Annotated in this window: 17 protein-coding genes and 1 pseudogene; 3 read left to right on the plus strand and 15 right to left on the minus strand. The window is 62.5% G+C overall.

Going from position 1 to position 19,971, the window contains the following annotated elements; genetic code table 11:
- Positions 1–6 precede the first annotated feature (6 nt).
- The gene (locus FPB55_RS24625; protein ID WP_125855161.1) at positions 7–2,370 is read left to right on the plus strand and encodes a penicillin acylase family protein; all 2,364 of its coding nucleotides are present in this window, start codon (positions 7–9) and stop codon (positions 2,368–2,370) included.
- A gap of 162 nt (positions 2,371–2,532) precedes the next feature.
- Here FPB55_RS24625 and FPB55_RS24630 read toward each other — a convergent pair whose 3' ends face one another.
- The 11 genes from FPB55_RS24630 to FPB55_RS24680 all read right to left on the minus strand — a co-directional run bounded on the left by FPB55_RS24630 (position 2,533) and on the right by FPB55_RS24680 (position 14,777).
- Positions 2,533–3,318: a MetQ/NlpA family ABC transporter substrate-binding protein gene (locus FPB55_RS24630; RefSeq protein ID WP_009683698.1), complete on the minus strand. Its 786-nt coding sequence runs from the start codon at positions 3,316–3,318 to the stop codon at positions 2,533–2,535.
- A 161-nt stretch (positions 3,319–3,479) separates the two neighbouring features.
- The gene (locus FPB55_RS24635) at positions 3,480–4,322 is read right to left on the minus strand and encodes a sigma 54-interacting transcriptional regulator (RefSeq protein WP_054881744.1); all 843 of its coding nucleotides are present in this window, start codon (positions 4,320–4,322) and stop codon (positions 3,480–3,482) included.
- A gap of 49 nt (positions 4,323–4,371) precedes the next feature.
- On the minus strand, positions 4,372–4,953 hold the full coding sequence (locus FPB55_RS24640; protein ID WP_054905156.1) for an alpha/beta hydrolase: 582 nt from the start codon (positions 4,951–4,953) through the stop codon (positions 4,372–4,374).
- Positions 4,954–5,155: 202 nt separating this feature from the next.
- Positions 5,156–6,145 (minus strand): sulfate ABC transporter ATP-binding protein, encoded by a 990-nt coding sequence (locus FPB55_RS24645; RefSeq protein WP_009683702.1) that lies wholly within the window; start codon positions 6,143–6,145, stop codon positions 5,156–5,158.
- Positions 6,146–6,148: 3 nt separating this feature from the next.
- The gene (cysW, locus tag FPB55_RS24650) at positions 6,149–7,021 is read right to left on the minus strand and encodes a sulfate ABC transporter permease subunit CysW (protein ID WP_009683703.1); all 873 of its coding nucleotides are present in this window, start codon (positions 7,019–7,021) and stop codon (positions 6,149–6,151) included.
- 11 nt (positions 7,022–7,032) lie between these two features.
- A complete protein-coding gene (cysT, locus tag FPB55_RS24655) occupies positions 7,033–7,851 on the minus strand; it encodes a sulfate ABC transporter permease subunit CysT (protein WP_009683704.1) in 819 nt (272 codons plus the stop codon).
- A gap of 242 nt (positions 7,852–8,093) precedes the next feature.
- Positions 8,094–9,101, minus strand: coding sequence for a sulfate ABC transporter substrate-binding protein (locus tag FPB55_RS24660; RefSeq protein WP_144189487.1), 1,008 nt, complete (start codon positions 9,099–9,101; stop codon positions 8,094–8,096).
- Positions 9,102–9,148: 47 nt separating this feature from the next.
- Positions 9,149–9,331, minus strand: coding sequence for a sulfur starvation response protein OscA (oscA, locus tag FPB55_RS24665; protein ID WP_110679511.1), 183 nt, complete (start codon positions 9,329–9,331; stop codon positions 9,149–9,151).
- Between the two features lie 243 nt (positions 9,332–9,574).
- Positions 9,575–12,628: an efflux RND transporter permease subunit gene (locus FPB55_RS24670; protein ID WP_144189489.1), complete on the minus strand. Its 3,054-nt coding sequence runs from the start codon at positions 12,626–12,628 to the stop codon at positions 9,575–9,577.
- Positions 12,625–13,692: an efflux RND transporter periplasmic adaptor subunit gene (locus tag FPB55_RS24675; RefSeq protein ID WP_054905160.1), complete on the minus strand. Its 1,068-nt coding sequence runs from the start codon at positions 13,690–13,692 to the stop codon at positions 12,625–12,627. The genes FPB55_RS24670 and FPB55_RS24675 overlap by 4 nt, the downstream gene beginning before the upstream one ends.
- Positions 13,689–14,777, minus strand: a complete 1,089-nt coding sequence (locus FPB55_RS24680) for an efflux RND transporter periplasmic adaptor subunit (protein ID WP_029887456.1) — start codon at positions 14,775–14,777, stop codon at positions 13,689–13,691. The genes FPB55_RS24675 and FPB55_RS24680 overlap by 4 nt, the downstream gene beginning before the upstream one ends.
- 314 nt (positions 14,778–15,091) lie before the next feature.
- Between FPB55_RS24680 and FPB55_RS24685 the strand changes: the two are divergent.
- Positions 15,092–15,546: pseudogene (locus FPB55_RS24685) on the plus strand (transposase).
- Positions 15,547–15,657: 111 nt separating this feature from the next.
- Here the strand turns inward: FPB55_RS24685 and FPB55_RS24690 are convergent.
- The gene (locus tag FPB55_RS24690; protein ID WP_225786196.1) at positions 15,658–15,936 is read right to left on the minus strand and encodes a DUF3077 domain-containing protein; all 279 of its coding nucleotides are present in this window, start codon (positions 15,934–15,936) and stop codon (positions 15,658–15,660) included.
- 522 nt (positions 15,937–16,458) lie between these two features.
- On the opposite strand from FPB55_RS24690, the gene FPB55_RS24700 reads away from it, so the two are divergent.
- Positions 16,459–16,914 (plus strand): transposase, encoded by a 456-nt coding sequence (locus FPB55_RS24700; RefSeq protein WP_144189493.1) that lies wholly within the window; start codon positions 16,459–16,461, stop codon positions 16,912–16,914.
- A gap of 106 nt (positions 16,915–17,020) precedes the next feature.
- Here the strand turns inward: FPB55_RS24700 and FPB55_RS24710 are convergent, their stop codons facing one another.
- From FPB55_RS24710 to potA, 3 genes are read right to left on the minus strand one after another with little or no spacing between them, the layout of a single operon-like run.
- Complete coding sequence (locus FPB55_RS24710; RefSeq protein WP_054905162.1) at positions 17,021–17,914, minus strand: ABC transporter permease subunit; 894 nt, start codon at positions 17,912–17,914, stop codon at positions 17,021–17,023.
- Positions 17,911–18,831, minus strand: coding sequence for an ABC transporter permease subunit (locus FPB55_RS24715; RefSeq protein ID WP_009681714.1), 921 nt, complete (start codon positions 18,829–18,831; stop codon positions 17,911–17,913). The genes FPB55_RS24710 and FPB55_RS24715 overlap by 4 nt, the downstream gene beginning before the upstream one ends.
- Positions 18,828–19,970, minus strand: coding sequence for a polyamine ABC transporter ATP-binding protein (gene potA, locus FPB55_RS24720; protein ID WP_009681715.1), 1,143 nt, complete (start codon positions 19,968–19,970; stop codon positions 18,828–18,830). The genes FPB55_RS24715 and potA overlap by 4 nt, the downstream gene beginning before the upstream one ends.
- Position 19,971: the final 1 nt, after the last annotated feature.

The raw sequence follows: 19,971 nt of genomic DNA on the forward strand, positions 1-19,971 counted from the left end.
GTCTGCATGAAGCGCAGCCTGACCCTACTGGCCGTGGTTGTTGCCGTGGCCGCTGGCGCTGGTTACTGGTATGCACAGGGCAAGCTGCCACAGCGTGAAGGCGAAGTGGCGATGGCCGGCCTGCAGGCGCCGGTCAGCGTGCGCTACGACAGCCGCGGGGTGCCACACCTGCAAGCGCAGAACGAGGCGGACCTGTACCGTGCGCTGGGCTATTTGCATGCCCAGGACCGGCTGTTTCAAATGGAGATCATGCGCCGCCTGGCACGTGGCGAACTGGCCGAGGTGCTGGGCGACAAGCTGCTGCCCACCGACACGCTGTTCCGCAGCCTGCGCATACGCGAGCAAGCCGCCCTGATGGCCAGGCGCCAGGACCCGCAATCGCCGGCCGCCCTGGCTTTGCAAGCCTACCTCGACGGGGTCAACCGCTGGCAGGCCAGCCACCCCAAGCCGGTGGAGTTCGACCTCCTCGGTATCACCCCACGCCCGTTCACCGCCGAAGACACCCTGAGTATCGCCGGCTACCTGGCGTACAGTTTTGCCGCAGCGTTTCGCACCGAACCGGCGCTGACCTACATCCGCGACCAGTTGGGCCCTGACTACCTGAACATTTTTGACCTGGGCTGGCAGCCCGAGGGGGCCCTGGGCAAACCGCTGGCGGCGGCCGACTGGCGCAGCCTCGAAGGCCTGGCCCGGCTCAGCCACGAAGCACTGGGCGATGCCGGCATTCCGCAGTTCGAGGGCAGCAATGCCTGGGCCGTCGCCGGTAGCCGCACACGCAGTGGCAGGCCGTTGCTGGCAGGCGACCCGCACATCAGTTTTGCAGTACCGGCGGTGTGGTACGAGGCCGAACTGTCGGCACCCGGCTTCAACCTGTACGGCTACTTCCAGGCGCTCAACCCGTTCGCCCTGCTCGGCCACAACCGCGACTTCGGCTGGAGCCTGACCATGTTCCAGAACGATGATGTCGACCTGATCGCCGAACGCACCAACCCGGCCGACAGCAACCAGGTCATGGTCGATGGCCGGTGGCACACGCTGGAAACCACCCAGCAGCAGATTGCGGTAAAGGGTGAAGCGCCAGTTACCCTCAACCTGCGTCGCTCGCCCCATGGCCCCATCGTCAACGATGTACTGGGCAATATCGCCGGCACCACGCCAGTAGCCCTGTGGTGGGCGTTTCTCGAAACCGAAAACCCGATCCTCGAGGGTTTCTACCAGCTCAACCGCGCCGACTCCCTGGGCAAGATGCGCGAAGCCACAGCCAAGGTCCATGCGCCGGGGCTGAACTTTGTCTGGGCCAACGCCCGCGGTGATATCGGCTGGTGGGCGGCAGCGAAGTTGCCGATACGCCCAGCCGGCGTCGACCCGGCGTTCATCCTCGACGGCGCCAGCAGCCAGGCCGACAAGCTCGGTTTCTACCCCTTCAGCGCCAACCCGCAGCAGGAGAACCCGGCCCGCGGCTATATCGTCTCGGCCAATTACCAACCACCGGCGGCGGTGCCGATACCGGGGTACTACAACCTGCCCGATCGTGGCCGCCAGCTCGATCGCCAGCTGGCCAACCCTGAGGTGAAGTGGGACACCCAGAACAGCCAGGCGCTACAGCTGGACACCACCAGCGGCTATGGCCCGCGCACGCTGGCCCCGCTGCTGGCGACCCTGCGCGCCATAGCCGAAGGTGATGAGGAAAAGGAACTGGTGGAACAACTGGCCGCCTGGGCGGGCGATTACCCGCTGGACTCGACCAGCGCCACCCTGTTCAACCAGTTCCTTTACGAGCTGGCCTACTCGGCCCTGCATGATGAACTGGGCGATACCTGGTTCCCGGTACTGATCAGTACCCGCGCCATCGACGCGGCCTTGCCACGGCTGGCGGCGGATGCCGATTCGCCCTGGTGGAATACCCGGGGTGGCAGCCAGCGCACCGACCGGACCCAAGTGGTGCGTACGGCATGGCACAACAGCCTGAAGCACCTGCGCGACACCCTGGGCGACGACCCGGCGCGCTGGCAGTGGGGCAAGGCCCATACCTTGACCCACAACCACCCCCTGGGGGTGAAAAAGCCGCTGAACCTGCTGTTCAACGTTGGGCCATTCGCCGCCCCCGGTACACATGAAGTACCGAACAACCTGTCGGCGAAAATCGGCCCGGCGCCATGGCCGGTCACCTACGGCCCCTCGACGCGGCGGCTGATCGACTTTGCCGATGCCGGGCAGGCGCTGACCAGCAACCCGGTCGGGCAGAGTGGCGTGCCCTTCGACCGGCATTACGCAGACCAGGCCGAGGGGTATGTGCAAGGGCAGTATCAGAAGGCGCAGATGGGGGTGATTCCGGCGCAGAGCACGCTCAGGCTGGTGCCGGCGCAGTGATTGCTCTGGTTGGTATGTCGCTTTGAGATTGCCGGGGCTGCTTTGCAGCCCATCGCGACACAAGGCCGCTCCTACAAGATGGCGCTTTGGTAGGGGCGCTGCGGCCGGAAGCAAAAACGCCGACACATGGGCGTCGGCGTTTTTTCGATGACCGCTGGCGGATCAGAACGCCGGCAGTACGGCGCCCTGGTACTTCTCGGCGATGAACGCCTTCACTTGCGGGCTGGTCAGGGCCTTGGCCAGTTTCTGCATGGCATCACTGTCCTTGTTGTCCGGGCGCGCGACCAGGAAGTTCACGTACGGCGAGTCGGCACCTTCGATCACCAGCGCATCCTTGGCCGGGTTCAAGCCGGCTTCGAGGGCGTAGTTGGTGTTGATCATGTCCAGGTCCACCTGGTCCAGCACGCGTGGCAGCATGGCCGACTCAAGCTCGCGGAACTTCAGGTTCTTCGGGTTCTCGGCAATGTCCTTGGGGGTGGCCAGGGCGTTCTTCGGGTCCTTCAGGGTGATCAGGCCGGCCTTCTGCAGCAGGATCAGAGCACGCCCGCTGTTGCTCCCTTCGTTCGGAATGGCAACGGTGGCGCCCTCTTTCAGCTCGCTCAGGCTCTTGACCTTCTTCGAATAGCCACCAAACGGCTCGACGTGCACGCCCACCACGGTTACCAGGTGGGTGCCCTTGCCTTCGTTGAAGCTCTTCAGGTAAGGCAGCGTCTGGAAGTAGTTGGCGTCCAGGCGCTTCTGGTCCACCTGCACGTTCGGCTGCACGTAGTCGGTGAAGACCTTGATCTGCAGGTCCACCCCTTCTTTGGCCAGGGTAGGCTTGATCAGCTCGAGGATTTCGGCGTGCGGTACCGGGGTAGCGGCAACCACCAGTTTCTCGGCGGCGGCGGCCAGGCCGGAAAACGTCAGGGCGGCGGCCAGGGCGGTGGTCAGCAGGGTCTTCTTCATGGTGGTCCTTATTCTGAATCTGGGCCATCGGCGATGGCGAATCGGCTGCCCAACCGCTTCACCAGTGGGCGTGAGGCGGACAATACCTAGAATTTTTATTCCGTAACAATATCTTTTATTTCGCTAGTTATTCCAAAAAATACAGTCACTACGGGTTTTGCTTATGAGCCATGGCTAGCCAGCGGTCTTGGCAGGTCGAGGTCATGGGGCAACAGCTCGTCGCTATCATTTACCAGCAAGGCAAAGTGAATGACATTCTCCAGCTCGCGGGTATTGCCCGGCCACGGGTGGGCTTCCAGCACCTGCTGCGCGGCCTCACTCACCAGGGGCACCGGGCGCTGCAGCCGGGCACTGTAGATACCCACGAAATACTCGGCCAACGGCAGGATATCGCCTGGCCGCTCGCGCAATGGCGGCAGCTCCAGCGCGCCTTCATGCAGGTAGTGGTAGAGCCGCTCGTGGAAGCGACCGGCACGCACCACCCGAGCCAGGTCGATACTGCTGGCGGCTACCAGCCGTACATCCACCGGCTGTGGCTGTTGCGCCCCAACACGCATCACCTCACGGTTCTCCAGCGCTGCCAGCAGCTTGCCCTGGATGGCCAGCGGCAAGTCGGCGATTTCGTCCAGGTAAAGCGTGCCGCCGTTGGCCGAGCCAAACCAGCCGGCGCGGCTGCTGGCCGTACCGCCATGGCTGCCAGCGCTATAGCCGAACAACTCGGCGTCGGCATAGGTCGGGCTGATGGCCGCGCAGTTGACCGACACGAACAGCCCGCTACGGTCGCTGGTACGGTGGATTTGCCGCGCCAGTAGCTCCTTGCCGGTACCGGTCTCGCCACGAATCAGCACCGGCAAGGGTTGCGGCGCCAGGAGCTCAAGCTCATCGCGCAGCCGCTGCGAGCGTGGGTCGATGAACACCAATGCCTTGGCACGGATGCTCAAGGGGCTTTTGTCCAGTTCAGGAAAGGTCAGCAACGGCTGGCCAAACGGGTTTTGAAAAGTCATGAAAAAACTCCCGCCCCAGGCCTGAGGTGGCCGGGCGTACAGGGGCCAATCAGGCGCGGCGCAGTGCGCGCTGCTCGACCCGGCTTTGCAAGCGATACAAGTAGGCGAAGCCTTGTTCCCAGCGCTCATGCCCGGACTTGACGTTGATGTGCCCGGCGTTGCTCAGCAACCCCGCTTCGGCACCCCAGGCCTGGGCCAGGTATAACGCCCGCGGCACGCTCACGGCAGGGTCGTTGTCCGAGCTGACAACCTGGCTGGGAAATGGCAACACCCCGAGCGGAATCGGCGCAAAGTTGCGCAGGGCCGACGCACAGGCGGGCCGCTCGACGTCCGCAGGCGCTACCAGCAACGCCCCCCTCACCCGCCGCAGCAACGCCGGGCTGGCCTGCGCGGCCCAATGGGCGACGGTGATGCAGCCCAGGCTATGGGCGATCAGGATGACTGGCGAGGGCTCGGCGGCAATCGCCTGTTCCAGCGCCTGCACCCAGTCCTGGCGTTGCGGGGTCAACCAGTCATGCTGCTCGACCCGTGCGCTGTTGGGCAGGGTGCGCTGCCAGTGGCTTTGCCAGTGGTTGTCTGGCGATCCTTGCCAGCCCGGCACAATCAGGTATCGAATCGATTCATTGCGCATGGGGACGCCTCCAGGAAGTTTGCGTGCTTGGGGGCCAGTATAAGGACAGGGTTATATTCGTAAAGGAATAAGAAGCTATTTATTAATAACCGAAATTCCATGCGCGGCCTTGCGCCGCGACGGGCTGCAAAGCAGCCCCGGCAATCTCACAGGCACAAAAAAGCCCGGGACCAACCCCGGGCTTTGCATCAGCCACCGCGACTCAGATATCCGCCACCTTCTGCCAAACCTTCGGCCGGAAGAACAGCGTCTCCCCACGCGCCAGGCCGGTCAGGCTATCGTGGTCCTTGACCACTTCGGCTTCGATCAACTCGCTCTGCCCTTCCACCTTCAGGGTCACCCGGGTGGTCGCGCCCAACGGCCGAATGTCGCGCACTTCGGCCGCATGGTGGCCTTCGGTTTCATGGCGCGACAAAGACACCTCGTGCGGCCGGAACAGCACATGGTGCCCTTCGCTCAATGCCAGGCGGTTGGAGTCACCGAGGAAGTGGTAGACGAAATCGTTGGCCGGTTGCTCATACACCTCGCCCGGCGAACCGATCTGCTCGATCACGCCTTTGTTCATCACCACGATGCGGTCTGCCACCTCCATGGCTTCTTCCTGGTCGTGGGTGACGAATACCGAGGTCAGGTTGATGTCCTCGTGCAGCCGCGCCAGCCAGCGGCGCAGCTCTTTGCGCACCTTGGCATCCAGCGCACCGAACGGCTCATCCAGCAGCAGCACCTTGGGCTCCACCGCCAGTGCCCGGGCCAGGGCGATGCGCTGGCGCTGGCCACCCGACAACTGCTCAGGGTAGCGGTCGGACAACCAGTCCAGTTGCACCATGTTCAGCAGCTCATGCACTTTCTCGGCGATCCTGCTTTCGCTTGGGCGCTCGCCCTTGGGCTTCATGCGCAGGCCGAACGCCACGTTGTCGAACACGCTCATGTGGCGGAACAGTGCGTAGTGCTGGAACACGAACCCCACGTTGCGGTCGCGCACGTCGCGGCCCGACACGTCCTCGCCATGGAACACGATGTTGCCCTGGTCCGGGGTTTCCAGGCCGGCGATGATGCGCAGCAAGGTGGTCTTGCCGCAGCCGGAAGGGCCGAGCAAGGCCACCAGCTCGCCGCTGTTGATGTCCAGGGTGATGTTGTCCAGGGCCTGGAAGCTGTTGAAGCGCTTGCTGACGTTACGAACTTCGATCGACATGAGTCATTCCTCCGCGGCGCCGTGGCGCAGGCGGTTAATACGGTTCTCGCTCCACTGCTTGAGCAGCAGGATGAAGAGCGCCAGGATCAGCAACAGGCTGGCCACGCTGAAGGCTGCGACGTGGTTGTACTCGTTGTAGAGAATTTCCACGTGCAGCGGCAGGGTGTTGGTCACGCCACGAATGTGGCCGGACACCACCGACACCGCGCCAAACTCGCCCATGGCCCGCGCAGTACACAGCACCACGCCGTAGATCAGCCCCCACTTGATGTTCGGCAGGGTCACGTGCCAGAACATCTGCCAGCCGTTGGCGCCGAGCAGCCGCGCGGCCTCCTCCTCTTGCGTGCCCTGCTCCTGCATCAGCGGGATCAGCTCACGGGCCACGAACGGTACGGTGACGAAAATGGTCGCCAAAACGATGCCCGGCAGGGCGAAGACTATTTGAATATCGTGGTCTTGCAGCCACGGCCCGAACAGGCCCTGCGCGCCGAACATCAGCACGTAGACCAGGCCGGCGATCACCGGCGACACCGAGAACGGCAGGTCGATCAGGGTGACCAGGATGCTCTTGCCGCGGAAGGTGTACTTGCTCACGCACCAGGCGGCGCTTACCCCGAACACCAGGTTCAGCGGCACCGAGATGGCCACGGCGAGCAGGGTCAGTTTCAGCGCCGACAAGGCGTCGGGTTCGAGGATCGCCTCGAAGAAGGTGCCAAAACCGTTCTTCAGCGCCTGCGATACCACAATGACCAGGGGCAGCAGCAAAAACAGCACGAACACCAGCCAACCAAGGCCGATCAGGATACGCCGCGAAGTGGCGCTGCCACGGCGGGCGGCGTTGGCGGCCGCGCTTGCACTCAGGGATGAACTGGACATGCCGGCCTCCTTCAAGGGGTTTCGATACGGCGCTGCAGCAGGTTGATCAGCAGCAGCAGGATGAAGGAAACCACCAGCATCAGCACGCCAATGGCGGTGGCCCCGGTGTAGTCGTACTGGTCGAGCTTGACCATGATCAGCAGCGGCAGGATCTCGGTCTTCATTGGCATGTTGCCAGCAATGAAAATCACCGAACCGTACTCGCCCACGCCACGGGCGAAGGCCAGGGCAAAGCCGGTCAGCCAGGCGGGCAGCAGGGCCGGCGCCAGGATGTGGCGGAACACCTGCAGCGGCTTGGCACCCAGGCAGGCCGCAGCCTCTTCCACTTCACGCGGGATGTCGGCCAGAACCGGCTGCACGGTGCGCACCACGAACGGCAGGGTGACGAACGTCAGCGCCAGGGTGATGCCCAGCGGGGTGTAGGCGATCTTGAAGCCCAGGTCGGTGGCGAACTGACCGACCCAGCCCTGGGGGGCGTAGAGCGCGGTCAGGGCAATACCGGCAACGGCCGTGGGCAGCGCGAACGGCAGGTCGATCATCGCATCGATGACCTTGCGCCCCGGGAAGGTGTAGCGCACCAGCACCCAGGCCAGCAGGGTGCCAATCACACCATTGATGATGGCCGCGAACAGGGCAGTGCCGAAACTCAGTTTGAGCGCGGCGATTACCCGCGGCGCACTGATGATGTTCCAGAACTGCTCGAAGGTCAGCTGCGAGGCATGGATGAACATGGCCGCCAGCGGTATCAGCACGATCAGGCTGAGGTACACCAAGGTGTAGCCCAGCGTCAGCCCGAAGCCGGGTATGACGGGGGAAATGCGACGTGACATAAATATCCCTGGTTGAATGCACTCGGCCCAGTATCGATCCGGGGTCGGTACAGGCTTTTGAATCCTGGGCTGCGTTGCAGCCCATCGCCGGCAAGCCAGCTCCCACAGAACAATACATAACTCATTGATTTAGCGAGGTCCTTGTGGGAGCGGGCATGCCCGCGAACACCGGCGTAGCCGGTGCCAACCACCGCGTTGGATTCTTCGCGGGCACGCCCGCTCCCACAGAGACCGCGTCGCCGTTACTGTGCCTGATAGATCTGGTCGAACACACCGCCATCATTGAAGAATTTCGGTTGTGCAGTCTTCCAGCCACCAAAGTCCTTGTCGATGGTCACCAGGTCCAGTTTCGGGAACTGCTTGCCAAACTCGGCAGCGACCTTTTCATCACGCGGGCGGTAGAAGTTCTGGGCGGCAATTTTCTGCCCGGCCGGGCTGTACAGGTGTTTGAGGTATTCGGTGGCAATCGCGGTATTGCCCTTCCTTTCGGCGTTCTTGTCCACCACCGCCACCGGCGGCTCGGCAAGAATCGACAGCGACGGCACGACGATCTCGAACTTGTCGGCACCGCCGTCTTCCTTCAGTGCCAGGAAAGCTTCGTTTTCCCAGGCCAGCAACACATCGCCCTGGCCATTGTTGACGAAGGTGATGGTAGAACCGCGCGCGCCGGTATCCAGCACCGGCACGTGCTTGAACAGTTCCTGCACGTAGGCCTTGGCCTTGTCTTCACTGCCGCCGGTTTTCAGGCCGTAAGCCCAGGCGGCAAGGAAGTTCCAGCGTGCGCCGCCAGATGTTTTCGGGTTGGGGGTAATCACCGACACGTCGTTCTTGATCAGGTCGCCCCAGTCCTTGATGCCTTTCGGGTTGCCCTTGCGCACCAGGAACACGATGGTCGAGGTATAGGGGGTGCTGGCGTCCGGCAGGCGGGTTTGCCAGTTATCCGGCAAGCTCTTGCCAAGCTTGGCGATTTCGTCGATATCACCGGCCAGCGCCAGGGTCACCACGTCAGCGCGCAGACCGTCGATCACCGCCCGGCCCTGCTTGCCCGAGCCACCGTGGGATTGCTGGATCTTCACCGTGTCGCCCGGGTGCGCCTGCTGCCAATGCTGGATGAACTCGGCGTTGTATTGCTGGTACAGCTCACGGGTGGGGTCGTATGACACGTTCAGCAGTTCGTAATCCTTGGCGATGGCGGAACCGGCAAAAACGGCACTGGCCAGGGCGGCGAGCGCATAACGGCGGATGGACATGGTGAAGCTCCCGATGGCATTTGTTCTAGTTTTGAAAGGGGGTGGGCTCAGCCGGCCTTGTTGCCCGGCTGTTGCAGGCGGAACTTCTCCTTGCGCTCGATCTGCACGACCTGAGCGTTATGCACCGTGATCTCCACCGCGCCGAAGCGCAGGTCGCGCAGGGCGTTCTGGATCTCCCGCAAAAGGCTGGCTTCGTCCTGACCATCGATATTACGCAGCGATGCACTCATGCTCGTTCTCCTTGGCGTGAGATGCCGGGCGGGGATTTGAAGGGGTATTGCCTGGCTTGAGGGCAATAATAGAGAAGCGGTTTTATTCTTAAAAATACTATTTAAGAATTTTTATATAACCATTTTCTTTGCTGGTCCGAGGGCCCTATCGCCGGCCAGCCGGCTCCCACAGGCGTGTCACTGCCTCTCGGTTTTGTGAGGCCCCTGTGGGAGCTGGCTTGCCGGCGATAGGGCCTTGAGCCTTCAGTTTTGCTTCTGTGGCTCGCGGATTTTGTACCAGGCCACGTACAAGGCCGGGAGGAACAGCAGCGTCAGCAGCGTTGCACTGATAATGCCGCCAATCATGGCGTAGGCCATCGGCCCCCAGAACACTTCGCGTGCGATCGGAATCATGCCCAGGCTCGCTGCGGCTGCCGTCAGCAGGATCGGCCGGCGACGGTGGTTGGTGGCCTCCACCACCGCGTCCCAAGGGGCATAGCCCTGCGCCTCGAACTCATCGATCTGGGTAACCAGAATCACCGAGTTGCGGATGATGATACCGGCCAGCGCCAGGATGCCGAGAATGGCCACAAAGCCCATCGGCGTGCCCGTGGGCACCAGTGCCAGCACCACGCCGATCAGCCCCAGTGGCGCCACGCTGATCACCAGGAACAGCTTCTGCACGCTGTGCAGCTGGATCATCAGGAACGTGGCCATGAGGAACAGCATCAGCGGGATGACCTTGGCGATCGGCCCTTGGGCCTTGCCGCTCTCCTCCACGGTACCGCCCGTGGCCACTTCGTAGCCTACCGGCAGTTTGCTGGCGAACTCGTCGATTTTCGGCTTCAGTTGCGCCACCAGGTCGGTGGGTTGAATGTCGCCGTTGACCGAGGCCTTGATGGTGATGGTTGGCTTGCGGTCACGCCGCCATACCAGCGGCTGCTCCAGCTCGTAGCGCACGGTGGCGAACGACAGCAGCGGAATCGAGGTGCCGTTGGAGGTCAGGATCTGCAGGTTCTGCAGGGTATCGGGCGAACCACGCTCGCTGTCCTCGGCACGCGCGACCACGTCGATCAGGTAGATGCTGTCGTTGACCTGGGTGATCTGCACACCGCTGACGATGCTGTTCATCACGTTGGCCACATCTTCCGACGACAGCCCCAGCTGGCGCGCCTTGTCCTGGGCAATGTCCACGCGCAGTACTTTGCCAGGCTCGTTCCAGTCGTAGATCATCTCGCCTATGTTGCGGTTCTGGTTGAGCAAGGTCGCCAGGTCGATGGCGTGCTTGCGCACCTCGTCGATACTGGTGCCGCTGACGCGGTACTGGATCGGCCGCCCCACCGGTGGGCCCATTTCCAGCGATTGCACGTTGGTGCCGATGCCGACGAACTCTTCATGCAGGATTTTCTGCAAACGCTCGATCATGCCCTGGCGCTCTTCCAGGCCCTTGCTGACAATCACCAGCTGGGCGTAATACGGGTTTTGCAACTGCTGGTCGAGCGGCAGGTAGAACCGCACGGCGCCCTGGCCGATGTAGGTGCTCCAGTGCACCAGGTCCGGGTCGTCCTTCAGGCGCGCTTCGAAGCGGTCGACCACCTTGCGCGTCTCCTCGATAGAAGCGTTCTGCGGCAGGTTCAGGTCGACCAGGATCTCCGGGCGGTCCGACGCGGGGAAGAACTGGTTCTGCACGAAGCGCATGCTGAACAGCGCCAGGGCAAACAGCAGGATGGTACCGATGATGGTCAGCCAGCGATGGCGCATGCACCACAGCAGCCCACCCTCGAACGCCCTGGCCACGCGCCCAGGCTTGGCTTCGTGAGCCTTGACCTTGCTGCTGCTCAGAATGTGCACCCCCAGCACCGGGGCGAAGAACACCGCCACCACCCAGGACACCAGCAAGGCCACGGCGATTACCGCGAACAAGGTGAAGGTGTACTCGCCTGCGGAACTGGCGTTAAGGCCGATCGGCACGAAGCCGGCCACCGTGACCAGGGTACCGGTAAGCATCGGGAAGGCCGTAGAGGTGTAGGCGAACGTGGCCGCCTGCTCCTTGCTGTCGCCCATTTCCAGCCGGGTGACCATGACCTCCACGGTGATCATCGCATCGTCCACCAGCAAGCCCAGGGCAATGATCAGCGCGCCCAGCGAAATCCGCTGCATGGTGATACCGCTGTATTCCATGAACACGAACACCATCGCCAGCACCAAGGGTATCGAGCAGGCCACCACCAGCCCCGCGCGCATGCCAAGGCTGACAAAGCTTACCGCCAGCACGATCACCACCGCTTCGAACAGCGCGCTGGTGAAGCCGCCAACCGCCTTCTTGACGACTACGGCCTGGTCCGACACGGTATGCACGCCAACGCCTATCGGCAGGTCCTGGATCACCTGGTCCATGCGTTTTTTCAGTGCGGCGCCGAACGCCTGCACGTTGCCGCCGGCCTTCATGCCAATGGCCAGACCAATGGCGGTCTGGCCGTTGTAGCGGAACATCGGTGAAGGCGGGTCGACATAACCGCGCTCGATAGCGGCAATATCGGCCAAGCGGAAGAAGCGGTCATTGATCTTCAGGTTGACGGTTTGCAGGTCCTTTTCCGAGGCGAACTGCCCGGAGGTTCGTACCGAGATGCGCTCTGGCCCGGCCTCTATCACCCCCGCCGGCGTGACCGCGTTCTGCGCTTGCAGGGCCTGCATCACCTGGCGCTGGTCAATGCCCAGGGCGGCCAGCTTGCGGGTGGAGAAGTTCAGGTACAGCACTTCATCCTGGGTGCCGATGAACTCGATCTTGCCGATATTGGGTACATCACGCACTTCTGCCCGGGCCTGCTCCACATAGTCACGCAGCTGGCGCAGGGTAAGGCCGTCGGCGGTGAAGGCATAGATCGAACCGAACACATCGCCGAACTCGTCGTTGAACCCAGGCCCCTGGATGCCAGCAGGGAACTGGCCACGGATGTCCTGGATCTTCTTGCGCACCTGGTACCAGATTTGCGGGATATCCTCGGCCTTGGTGGTATCACGCAGGTACACGTAGACCGTGGATTCGCCCGGCCGGGTGTAGCTCTTGGTGTAGTCGAGCGAGTCGAGTTCTTCGAGCTTCTTCTCGATACGGTCGGTGACCTGGTACAGGGTCTCGTCTTGGGTCGCACCGGGCCAGCGGGTCTGGATGACCATGGTCTTGATGGTGAACGACGGGTCTTCTTCACGGCCCAGGTTGAAGTAGGAAAAAATCCCCATCAACAGGGCGACGAACATCAGGTACCAGACGAACGATTGATGCTTGAGTGCCCAGTCGGACAGGTTGAAGCTTCCTTTCATTGCGCATCCTCGTCGAAAGCGACCTTCTGGCCAGGCTTGAGGCTGTTCACGCCCGCAGTCACCACACGTTCACCAGGCTGCACGCCAGAGGCCACGACGATGCTGTCGGAAGTACGGTCGATCAGGGTCACGTCACGGGTGCCGACCGTTTTCTGCCGGGTGTCGATGACCCACACCTGGGTCTTGCCGTCGCGTTCGAGCAAGGCACTCAAGGGCAGCTCGCTGCGCGGCGACACTTGCGAGGTCAGGGTCACACTGACCGCGGTGCCCAGGTGGAAGGCTGCCGGGGTGTTTGCCAAGGTCAGGCGCGCACGGCGGGTACGGGTCGTGGGGTCGGCCTGCGGCTCCAGCTCGCGCAGGGTAGCGGTGGTGTTGATGGTCGGGTCGAGTTGCGAGGCAACGGTGAAGGTCAGCCCTTTGTCCAGTTGCTCTGCCAGGCTGATCGGCAAGTCGATCACCGCCTCCTTCACATCAGGCCGGGCCAGGGTCACCACGGCCTGCCCGGCGGTGACCGTCTGCCCGGCCTCGGCCTGCCAGGCCGTGATGACCGCTGCATGGTCGCTACGCAGGGTGCTGTAGCCGAGCTGGTCACGGGCCTGGCTGACAGAGGCGCGCGCCTGCTCCAGCGTCGCGCTGGTGGTTTTCAGGTTGGTCTGGGCGACATCCAGCTGCGCCTGGGCCCCCACCCCACGGTCGTACAGCTGTTGCTGGCGACGGGCATCGGCCTGGGCGTTGATCCATTGCGCCTGCACCCTGGCCAGGTCGCCTTCGGCGGCACGCAGTTGGTTCTGCTGGTCGGTGGGGTCGAGGGTGGCCAAGGTATCGCCCGGTTTGACCTGGGCTCCCACGTCCAGCCAACGCCGGGCAATGCGCCCGGCTACGCGGAAGCCCAAGGTGCTCTCGAAGCGTGCCTCGATATTGCCAGCGAAGCGGCCCAGTTGCGTCTGCACCTGCGGCTCGACCTTCACCGAAAGCACCGGCCGGATCGGCTCTGGGGCTTGCTCGTCACCCTCGCAGGCAGCCAGCAGCATGCCGGCTGACAGTATCAGCAGCAGCCGTGTCATAGCTCACCCCCTGGGCGTTTGGCATCCACCTTCTCCACCTGCATGCCGGGGTGCAACAGCTGGCTGCCGTTGACCACCACGGTTTCGCCCGCCTGCAAGCCGCTGGCGATGACCACCTTGCCAGTCAGGTAGCGGCCGACTTCGACCTTGCGCAGTTCGACCTTGTCACCCTCACCCACTACCCACACGGCAGGTGCGTGCAGGGCCTTGGTCAAGGCCGACCACGGCAGCTCGATGCTCGGCCGCCCCACGGTACTGGTGCTGGCCGTCACCGGCGCGCCCAGCTGCATTTCGGCGGGCACATCCTTCAGGGCCACCTTGACCTGTACCGTGCCGCTTTGCGCCGACACGGTGGGCGTGATTTCGCGGATCACACCGCGCGCCTGGACCTTGGGGTCGTCCAGCAGGCGGACGAGTATTTCGGCGTTGCCGGGCGGTGCCACCAGCAAGGATTCGTACACATTGAACACGGCATCGCGGTCGCCATCGACGGCCAGGCTGAAGATCGGCATGGTCGCCTGCACCACCTGGCCTACTTCGGCCTGCCGCGCGGTGATCACACCGGCGGCCTCGGAGACCAGCGCGGTGTAGCCGAGTTGTTCATTGGCACTGGCCAGTTGCGCCTGGGCCGCCTTGAGCGCGCTCTGGTTGCTGCGCAGTGCCGCTTCGGCGGCATCGTATTCGCTTTTGCTGGTGTAGCCCTTGGGCAGCAGTTTTTGCTGGCGCACGAAGGCCGCGCGGGTCTGGGTGACCCGCGCCTGTGCGGCAAACACCTCGGCCTTGGCCGAATTCACGTTGTTCTGCAGGTCTTTCGGGTCCAGGCGCGCGAGCACCTGGTTGGCCTTGACGTGGTCACCCACATCGACGCTGCGCGAAATGATCTTGCCCCCCACACGGAACGACAGGTCCGTCTGCACCCGCGCCTGTACATCGCCGGTCAGGGTGACCCTGGCGGCGAAATCGGTGGGTTGAACCTGCTGCACGCCCACCCGCGGCAATGTTTCAGGCACCTCTTCCTTGCTACACCCGGCGAGCATGCACAGCAGCCCCAGGCAAACGACCGACAGCGGACGTATCAACGTCATGCAGGCTCCTTGCTTGCGCACAAATGGTTTGTGGGATGCGACTGTCAGCGTAGTTCAGGGTTCGATAAACATCACTGACGGGGGTCAGTTCGGCAGTTTCGGCGCTTGCGCCGGCCTGTTCGCGGGCACGCCCGCTCCCACCGGAAAAGCGCAAGTCTCAGGGCCTGCCCTTTTCCTGTGGGAGCGGGCATGCCCGCGAAAGGGCCGGCACAGCCAAGCACATGCTTCAGTTATATCCGGAAACCATCAACCACCCGGTCACCCCGCTTCAGCCACTATTTTCAAATGGAGGTTCAACTTCAAGGAGGATCACAATGCCGTTAGCCGAATCCCATCTGCTGCGCCGCGGGCGCTTTTCCGAGCCAGGCAGGCTCTACATGCTGACCACCATCACGCAACAGCGAAAGCCACTTTTCCTCGACTTTCACCATGCCCGACTGGTGGTCAAACATTGCGGATCTCAAATGATATTCAGGACTGCCGGTCATTGGCCTGGGTAGTGATGCCGGACCATCTGCATTGGTTGATCGAACTGAAGGAAGTGGCATTGGCGACACTGATGCGCAAATTCAAATCACGCACAGCCATTGCCTTGCGCAAGGCAGGTGTCAGGCACAAGCCGATATGGCAACCGGGGTACCACGACCATGCACTGCGGCGGGAAGAGAATGTGGTGCATGTGGCCCGGTACATCGTTGCCAATCCCTTGAGGGCAGGCTTGGTCCGGAGTGTCAGGGATTATCCACACTGGGATGCGGTATGGCTTTGAATCGGTGCTGGGGCCTTCGCGGGCTCGCCCGCTCCCACAGGTACAGCGCAGGCCTTGAAACTTGCGCTGTACCTGTAGGAGCGGGCGTGCCCGCGAAAGGGCCGGTACAGGTCAGACCTGAACTGAGGCCTTATTGAGGCCAAGCTCAATGTCATCAATGAGGGCTTTGGCAAAGCCACTGAGAATTCTTGCTGCACTACCCGCCAGCCGATCATTTTCCATCTCGGCTTCGGTTGTCAGGTGATTGATACAGCCGAGCATGACGGAGAGTTCGGAGAACGCATGATTGAAGGGAATGTTGGCCTGTACGCGGAAAAGCTCCATGCAGGTTTCTTTACCGACAGTGCTGCTGTAGCTCGGATGGGCAGAATCAAGGTCGTGCTTGGTCATGGTTGGAATCCAATGTCGTTAATTGGACCACCAACTCGTCTTTCTCACGGACAAGGGGTGGCAGCCGTACGCGGGGTGAGAAACCGAGGACATTGAACCCGGCCAGGCCGAAGCCTGCCCACGTAGGCTGCCATGACTGGAAGCCCGTTCAACATCGTTCGGGTTCTCACACCCGATCACCATGAATGGCGACCCTACGACGTTAGCCCTGGGGCATTTGCCCTACAACAGAGCAGCTTCCACGCGGCTCGTAGGATAATTCCCAAGCAGCGCCGATTGAAGCTTTGGGCTCAGGTTGATGAAAAGTCGTACGCCATCAGGGCCTCTTCGCGGGCTTGCCCGCTCCCACAGGTACAGCGCAGCCCCTGGGACTTGCGCTGTACCTGTAGGAGCGGGCGTGCCCGCGAAAGGGCCGGCACAGCCAAGCACATGCTTCAGTTATATCCGGAAACCACCAACTACCCGGTCACCCCGCTTCAGCCACTACTTTCAAAGGGAGGTTCAACTTCAAGGAAGATCACAATGCCGTTAGCCGAATCCCATCTGCTGCGCCGCGGGCGCTTTTCCGAGCCAGGCAGGCTCTACATGCTGACCACCATCACGCAACAGCGAAAGCCACTTTTCCTCGACTTTCACCATGCCCGGCTGGTGGTCAGACACCTGCGGGTATCCGATGGCATCAAGGACTGCCGGTCATTGGCCTGGGTAGTAATGCCCGACCATCTGCATTGGCTAATCGAGTTGAAGGAAGTGGCATTGGCGACACTGATGCGCAAGTTCAAATCACGCACAGCCATTGCCTTGCGCAAGGCAGGTGTCAGGCACAAGCCGATATGGCAACCGGGGTATCACGACCATGCACTGCGGCGGGAAGAGAATGTGGTGCATGTGGCCCGGTACATCGTTGCCAATCCCTTGAGGGCAGGCTTGGTCCGGAGTGTCAGGGATTATCCACACTGGGATGCGGTATGGCTTTGAATCGGTGCTGGGGCCTTCGCGGGCTCGCCCGCTCCCACAGGTACAGCGCAGGCCTTGAGACTTGCGCTGTACCTGTAGGAGCGGGCAAGCCCGCGAAAAGGCCGGATCAGGCCGAAGCCGCCACTTGCGTCGGGCGCTTGACCTGCGGCTGTGAAGCGTTCGCTGCTGCACCCTCTTCAATCGCCTGCTGAATCGCCCGGCGGCGGTTCTCTTCGGCACGGCGGCTGAAGAACCAGACAAAGAAGGTCACCAGCGACACCGACAGCAGAATCAGGCTGGCCACGGCGTTGATCTCGGGCTTCACACCCAGGCGCACCGCCGAGAACACTTCCATCGGCAAGGTGGTCGAGCCAGGCCCGGAAACGAAGCTGGCCAATACCAGGTCGTCCAGCGACAGCGCGAACGACATCATGCCGCCCGCCGCCAGCGATGGCGCGATCATCGGGATGGTGATCAGGAAGAACACCTTCCAAGGCTTGGCACCCAGGTCCATCGCCGCTTCCTCGATCGACAAGTCCAGCTCACGCAGGCGCGCCGACACCACCACCGCCACATACGCGGCGCAGAACGTGGTATGGGCGATCCAGATGGTGACGATGCCACGCTCCTGCGGCCAGCCGATCATTTGCGCCATGGCCACGAACAGCAGCAACAGCGACAGGCCGGTGATCACCTCGGGCATTACCAACGGTGCGGTGACCAGGCCGCCGAACAGCGTGCGGCCCTTGAAGCGGGTGACGCGGGTCAGCACGAACGCGGCCAGGGTACCCAGCGCCACCGCTGCCACCGCCGTGTAGCAGGCAATTTCCAGCGAGCGCATCACCGAACCCATCAGTTGGGTGTTGTCGAGCAGGCCGACATACCACTTCACCGACCAGCCGCCCCACACCGTCACCAGCTTGGAGGCGTTGAACGAGTAGATCACCAGGATCAGCATCGGCAGGTAGATGAACAGCAAGCCCAGCACCAGCATCAGCTTGGAGAAACTGAAGCGTTTCATGCGCGGCCCTCCATCTCTTTGGCCTGGCTACGGTTGAACAGCAGGATGGGCACGATCAGGATCGCCAGCATCACTACCGCCAGGGCAGAGGCCACCGGCCAGTCACGGTTGTTGAAGAACTCTTGCCACAGCACCTTGCCGATCATCAGGGTTTCCGGGCCGCCGAGCAGCTCGGGGATGACGAACTCGCCCACCACCGGGATGAACACCAGCATGCAGCCGGCGATGATGCCGTTCTTCGACAGCGGCACGGTGATCTTCCAGAAGCTGTTGAAGGTACTCGAACCCAGGTCCGAAGCGGCCTCCAGCAGCGACGGGTCGTGCTTTACCAGGTTGGCGAACAGCGGCAGGATCATGAACGGCAGGTACGAATAGACCACGCCGATGTACACCGCCAGGTTGGTGTTGAGGATCTGCAACGGCTGGTCGATCAGCCCCGTCCACATCAGGAAGCCATTGAGCAGCCCGTTGTTGCTGAGAATGCCCATCCAGGCGTAGACGCGGATCAGGATCGCCGTCCAGGTCGGCATCATGATCAGCAACAGCAGGACCGTCTGCGTTTCCTTCTTGGCGTTGGCAATGGCGTAGGCCATCGGGTAGCCGATCAGCAGGCACAGCAGGGTGCTGAAGAACGCCATCTTCAGCGAACCCAGGTAGGCGGAAATATACAGCTCATCCTCGGTGAGCAAGCCGTAGTTGGCCAGGTTCAGGACCAGCTGGATCTTGTCTTCGACGTAGGTGTAGATCTCGGTGTACGGCGGGATCGCCACGTCGGCTTCGGCGAAGCTGATCTTCAGCACGATGAAGAACGGCAGCATGAAGAACAGGAACAGCCAGATGAACGGCACGCCGATCACCAGGTGCCGCCCCTCCGGGGTTATGCGCTGGAAGGCTCGCTTGAGCTTGCGCAGTTTCATGACCGCAGTACCACGCCGCTGTCGTCTTCCCACCACACATACACTTCATCGCCCCAGGTCGGCCGCGCGCCTTGGCGCTCGGCGTTGGCGACGAACGACTGGACCACCTTGCCGCTGGGCAGCTCGACGTAGAACACCGAGTGGCCACCCAGGTAGGCGATATCGTGCACCTTGCCACGCGACCAGTTGTGCTCGAACTCCGGCTGCTTGGTGGTCACCAGCAGTTTCTCCGGGCGCAGGGCATAGGTGATGTGCTTGTCTTCCACCGAGGTGGTGATGCCGTGGCCAACGTAGATCTTGCGCTCCAGTTCCGGGCTGGCAATGATCGCGTAGCCCTCGGCGTCATCGACCACATCGCCTTCGAACAGGTTGACGTTGCCGATGAACTCGCACACCAGGCGGCTGGTAGGCGTTTCGTAGATATCGACCGGCGAACCGATCTGGGCAATCCAGCCCAGGTGCATGATGGCGATGCGCTGGGCCATGGTCATGGCCTCTTCCTGGTCGTGGGTCACCATCACGCAGGTCACCCCCACGCGCTCGATGATCTCGACCAGTTCCAGCTGCATCTGCGAGCGCAGTTTCTTGTCCAGCGCGCCCATTGGCTCGTCAAGCAGCAGCAGCTTCGGGCGCTTGGCCAGCGAGCGGGCCAGGGCCACGCGCTGGCGCTGGCCGCCAGACAGCTGGTGCGGCTTGCGCTTGGCGTACTGGGTCATGTGCACCAGCTTGAGCATCTCGGCCACGCGGGCGTCGATCTCGGCCTTGGGCATTTTGTCCTGCTGCAGGCCGAAGGCGATGTTCTGCGCCACGCTCATGTGCGGGAACAAGGCGTACGACTGGAACATCATGTTGATCGGCCGCTCGTACGGCGGCATGTCGGTGATGTCGACGCCATCGAGGTAGATCCGCCCTTCGGTCGGGCGTTCGAAGCCTGCCAGCATGCGCAGCAAGGTGGACTTGCCGGAACCGGAGCCACCGAGCAGGGCGAAGATCTCGCCCTTGCGGATTTCCAGGGACACATCGTCCACGGCTACGGTTTCGTCGAATTTCTTCGTGACCCGGTCGATCTTGACCAGCACCTGCTTGGGTTGCTGGCCACCCTCGAGGGCTTTTTTATAGGCACCGGAGGCAACTGCCATG

Source organism: Pseudomonas sp. BJP69, from assembly GCF_007633355.1.
GTDB lineage: Bacteria > Pseudomonadota > Gammaproteobacteria > Pseudomonadales > Pseudomonadaceae > Aquipseudomonas > Aquipseudomonas juntendi.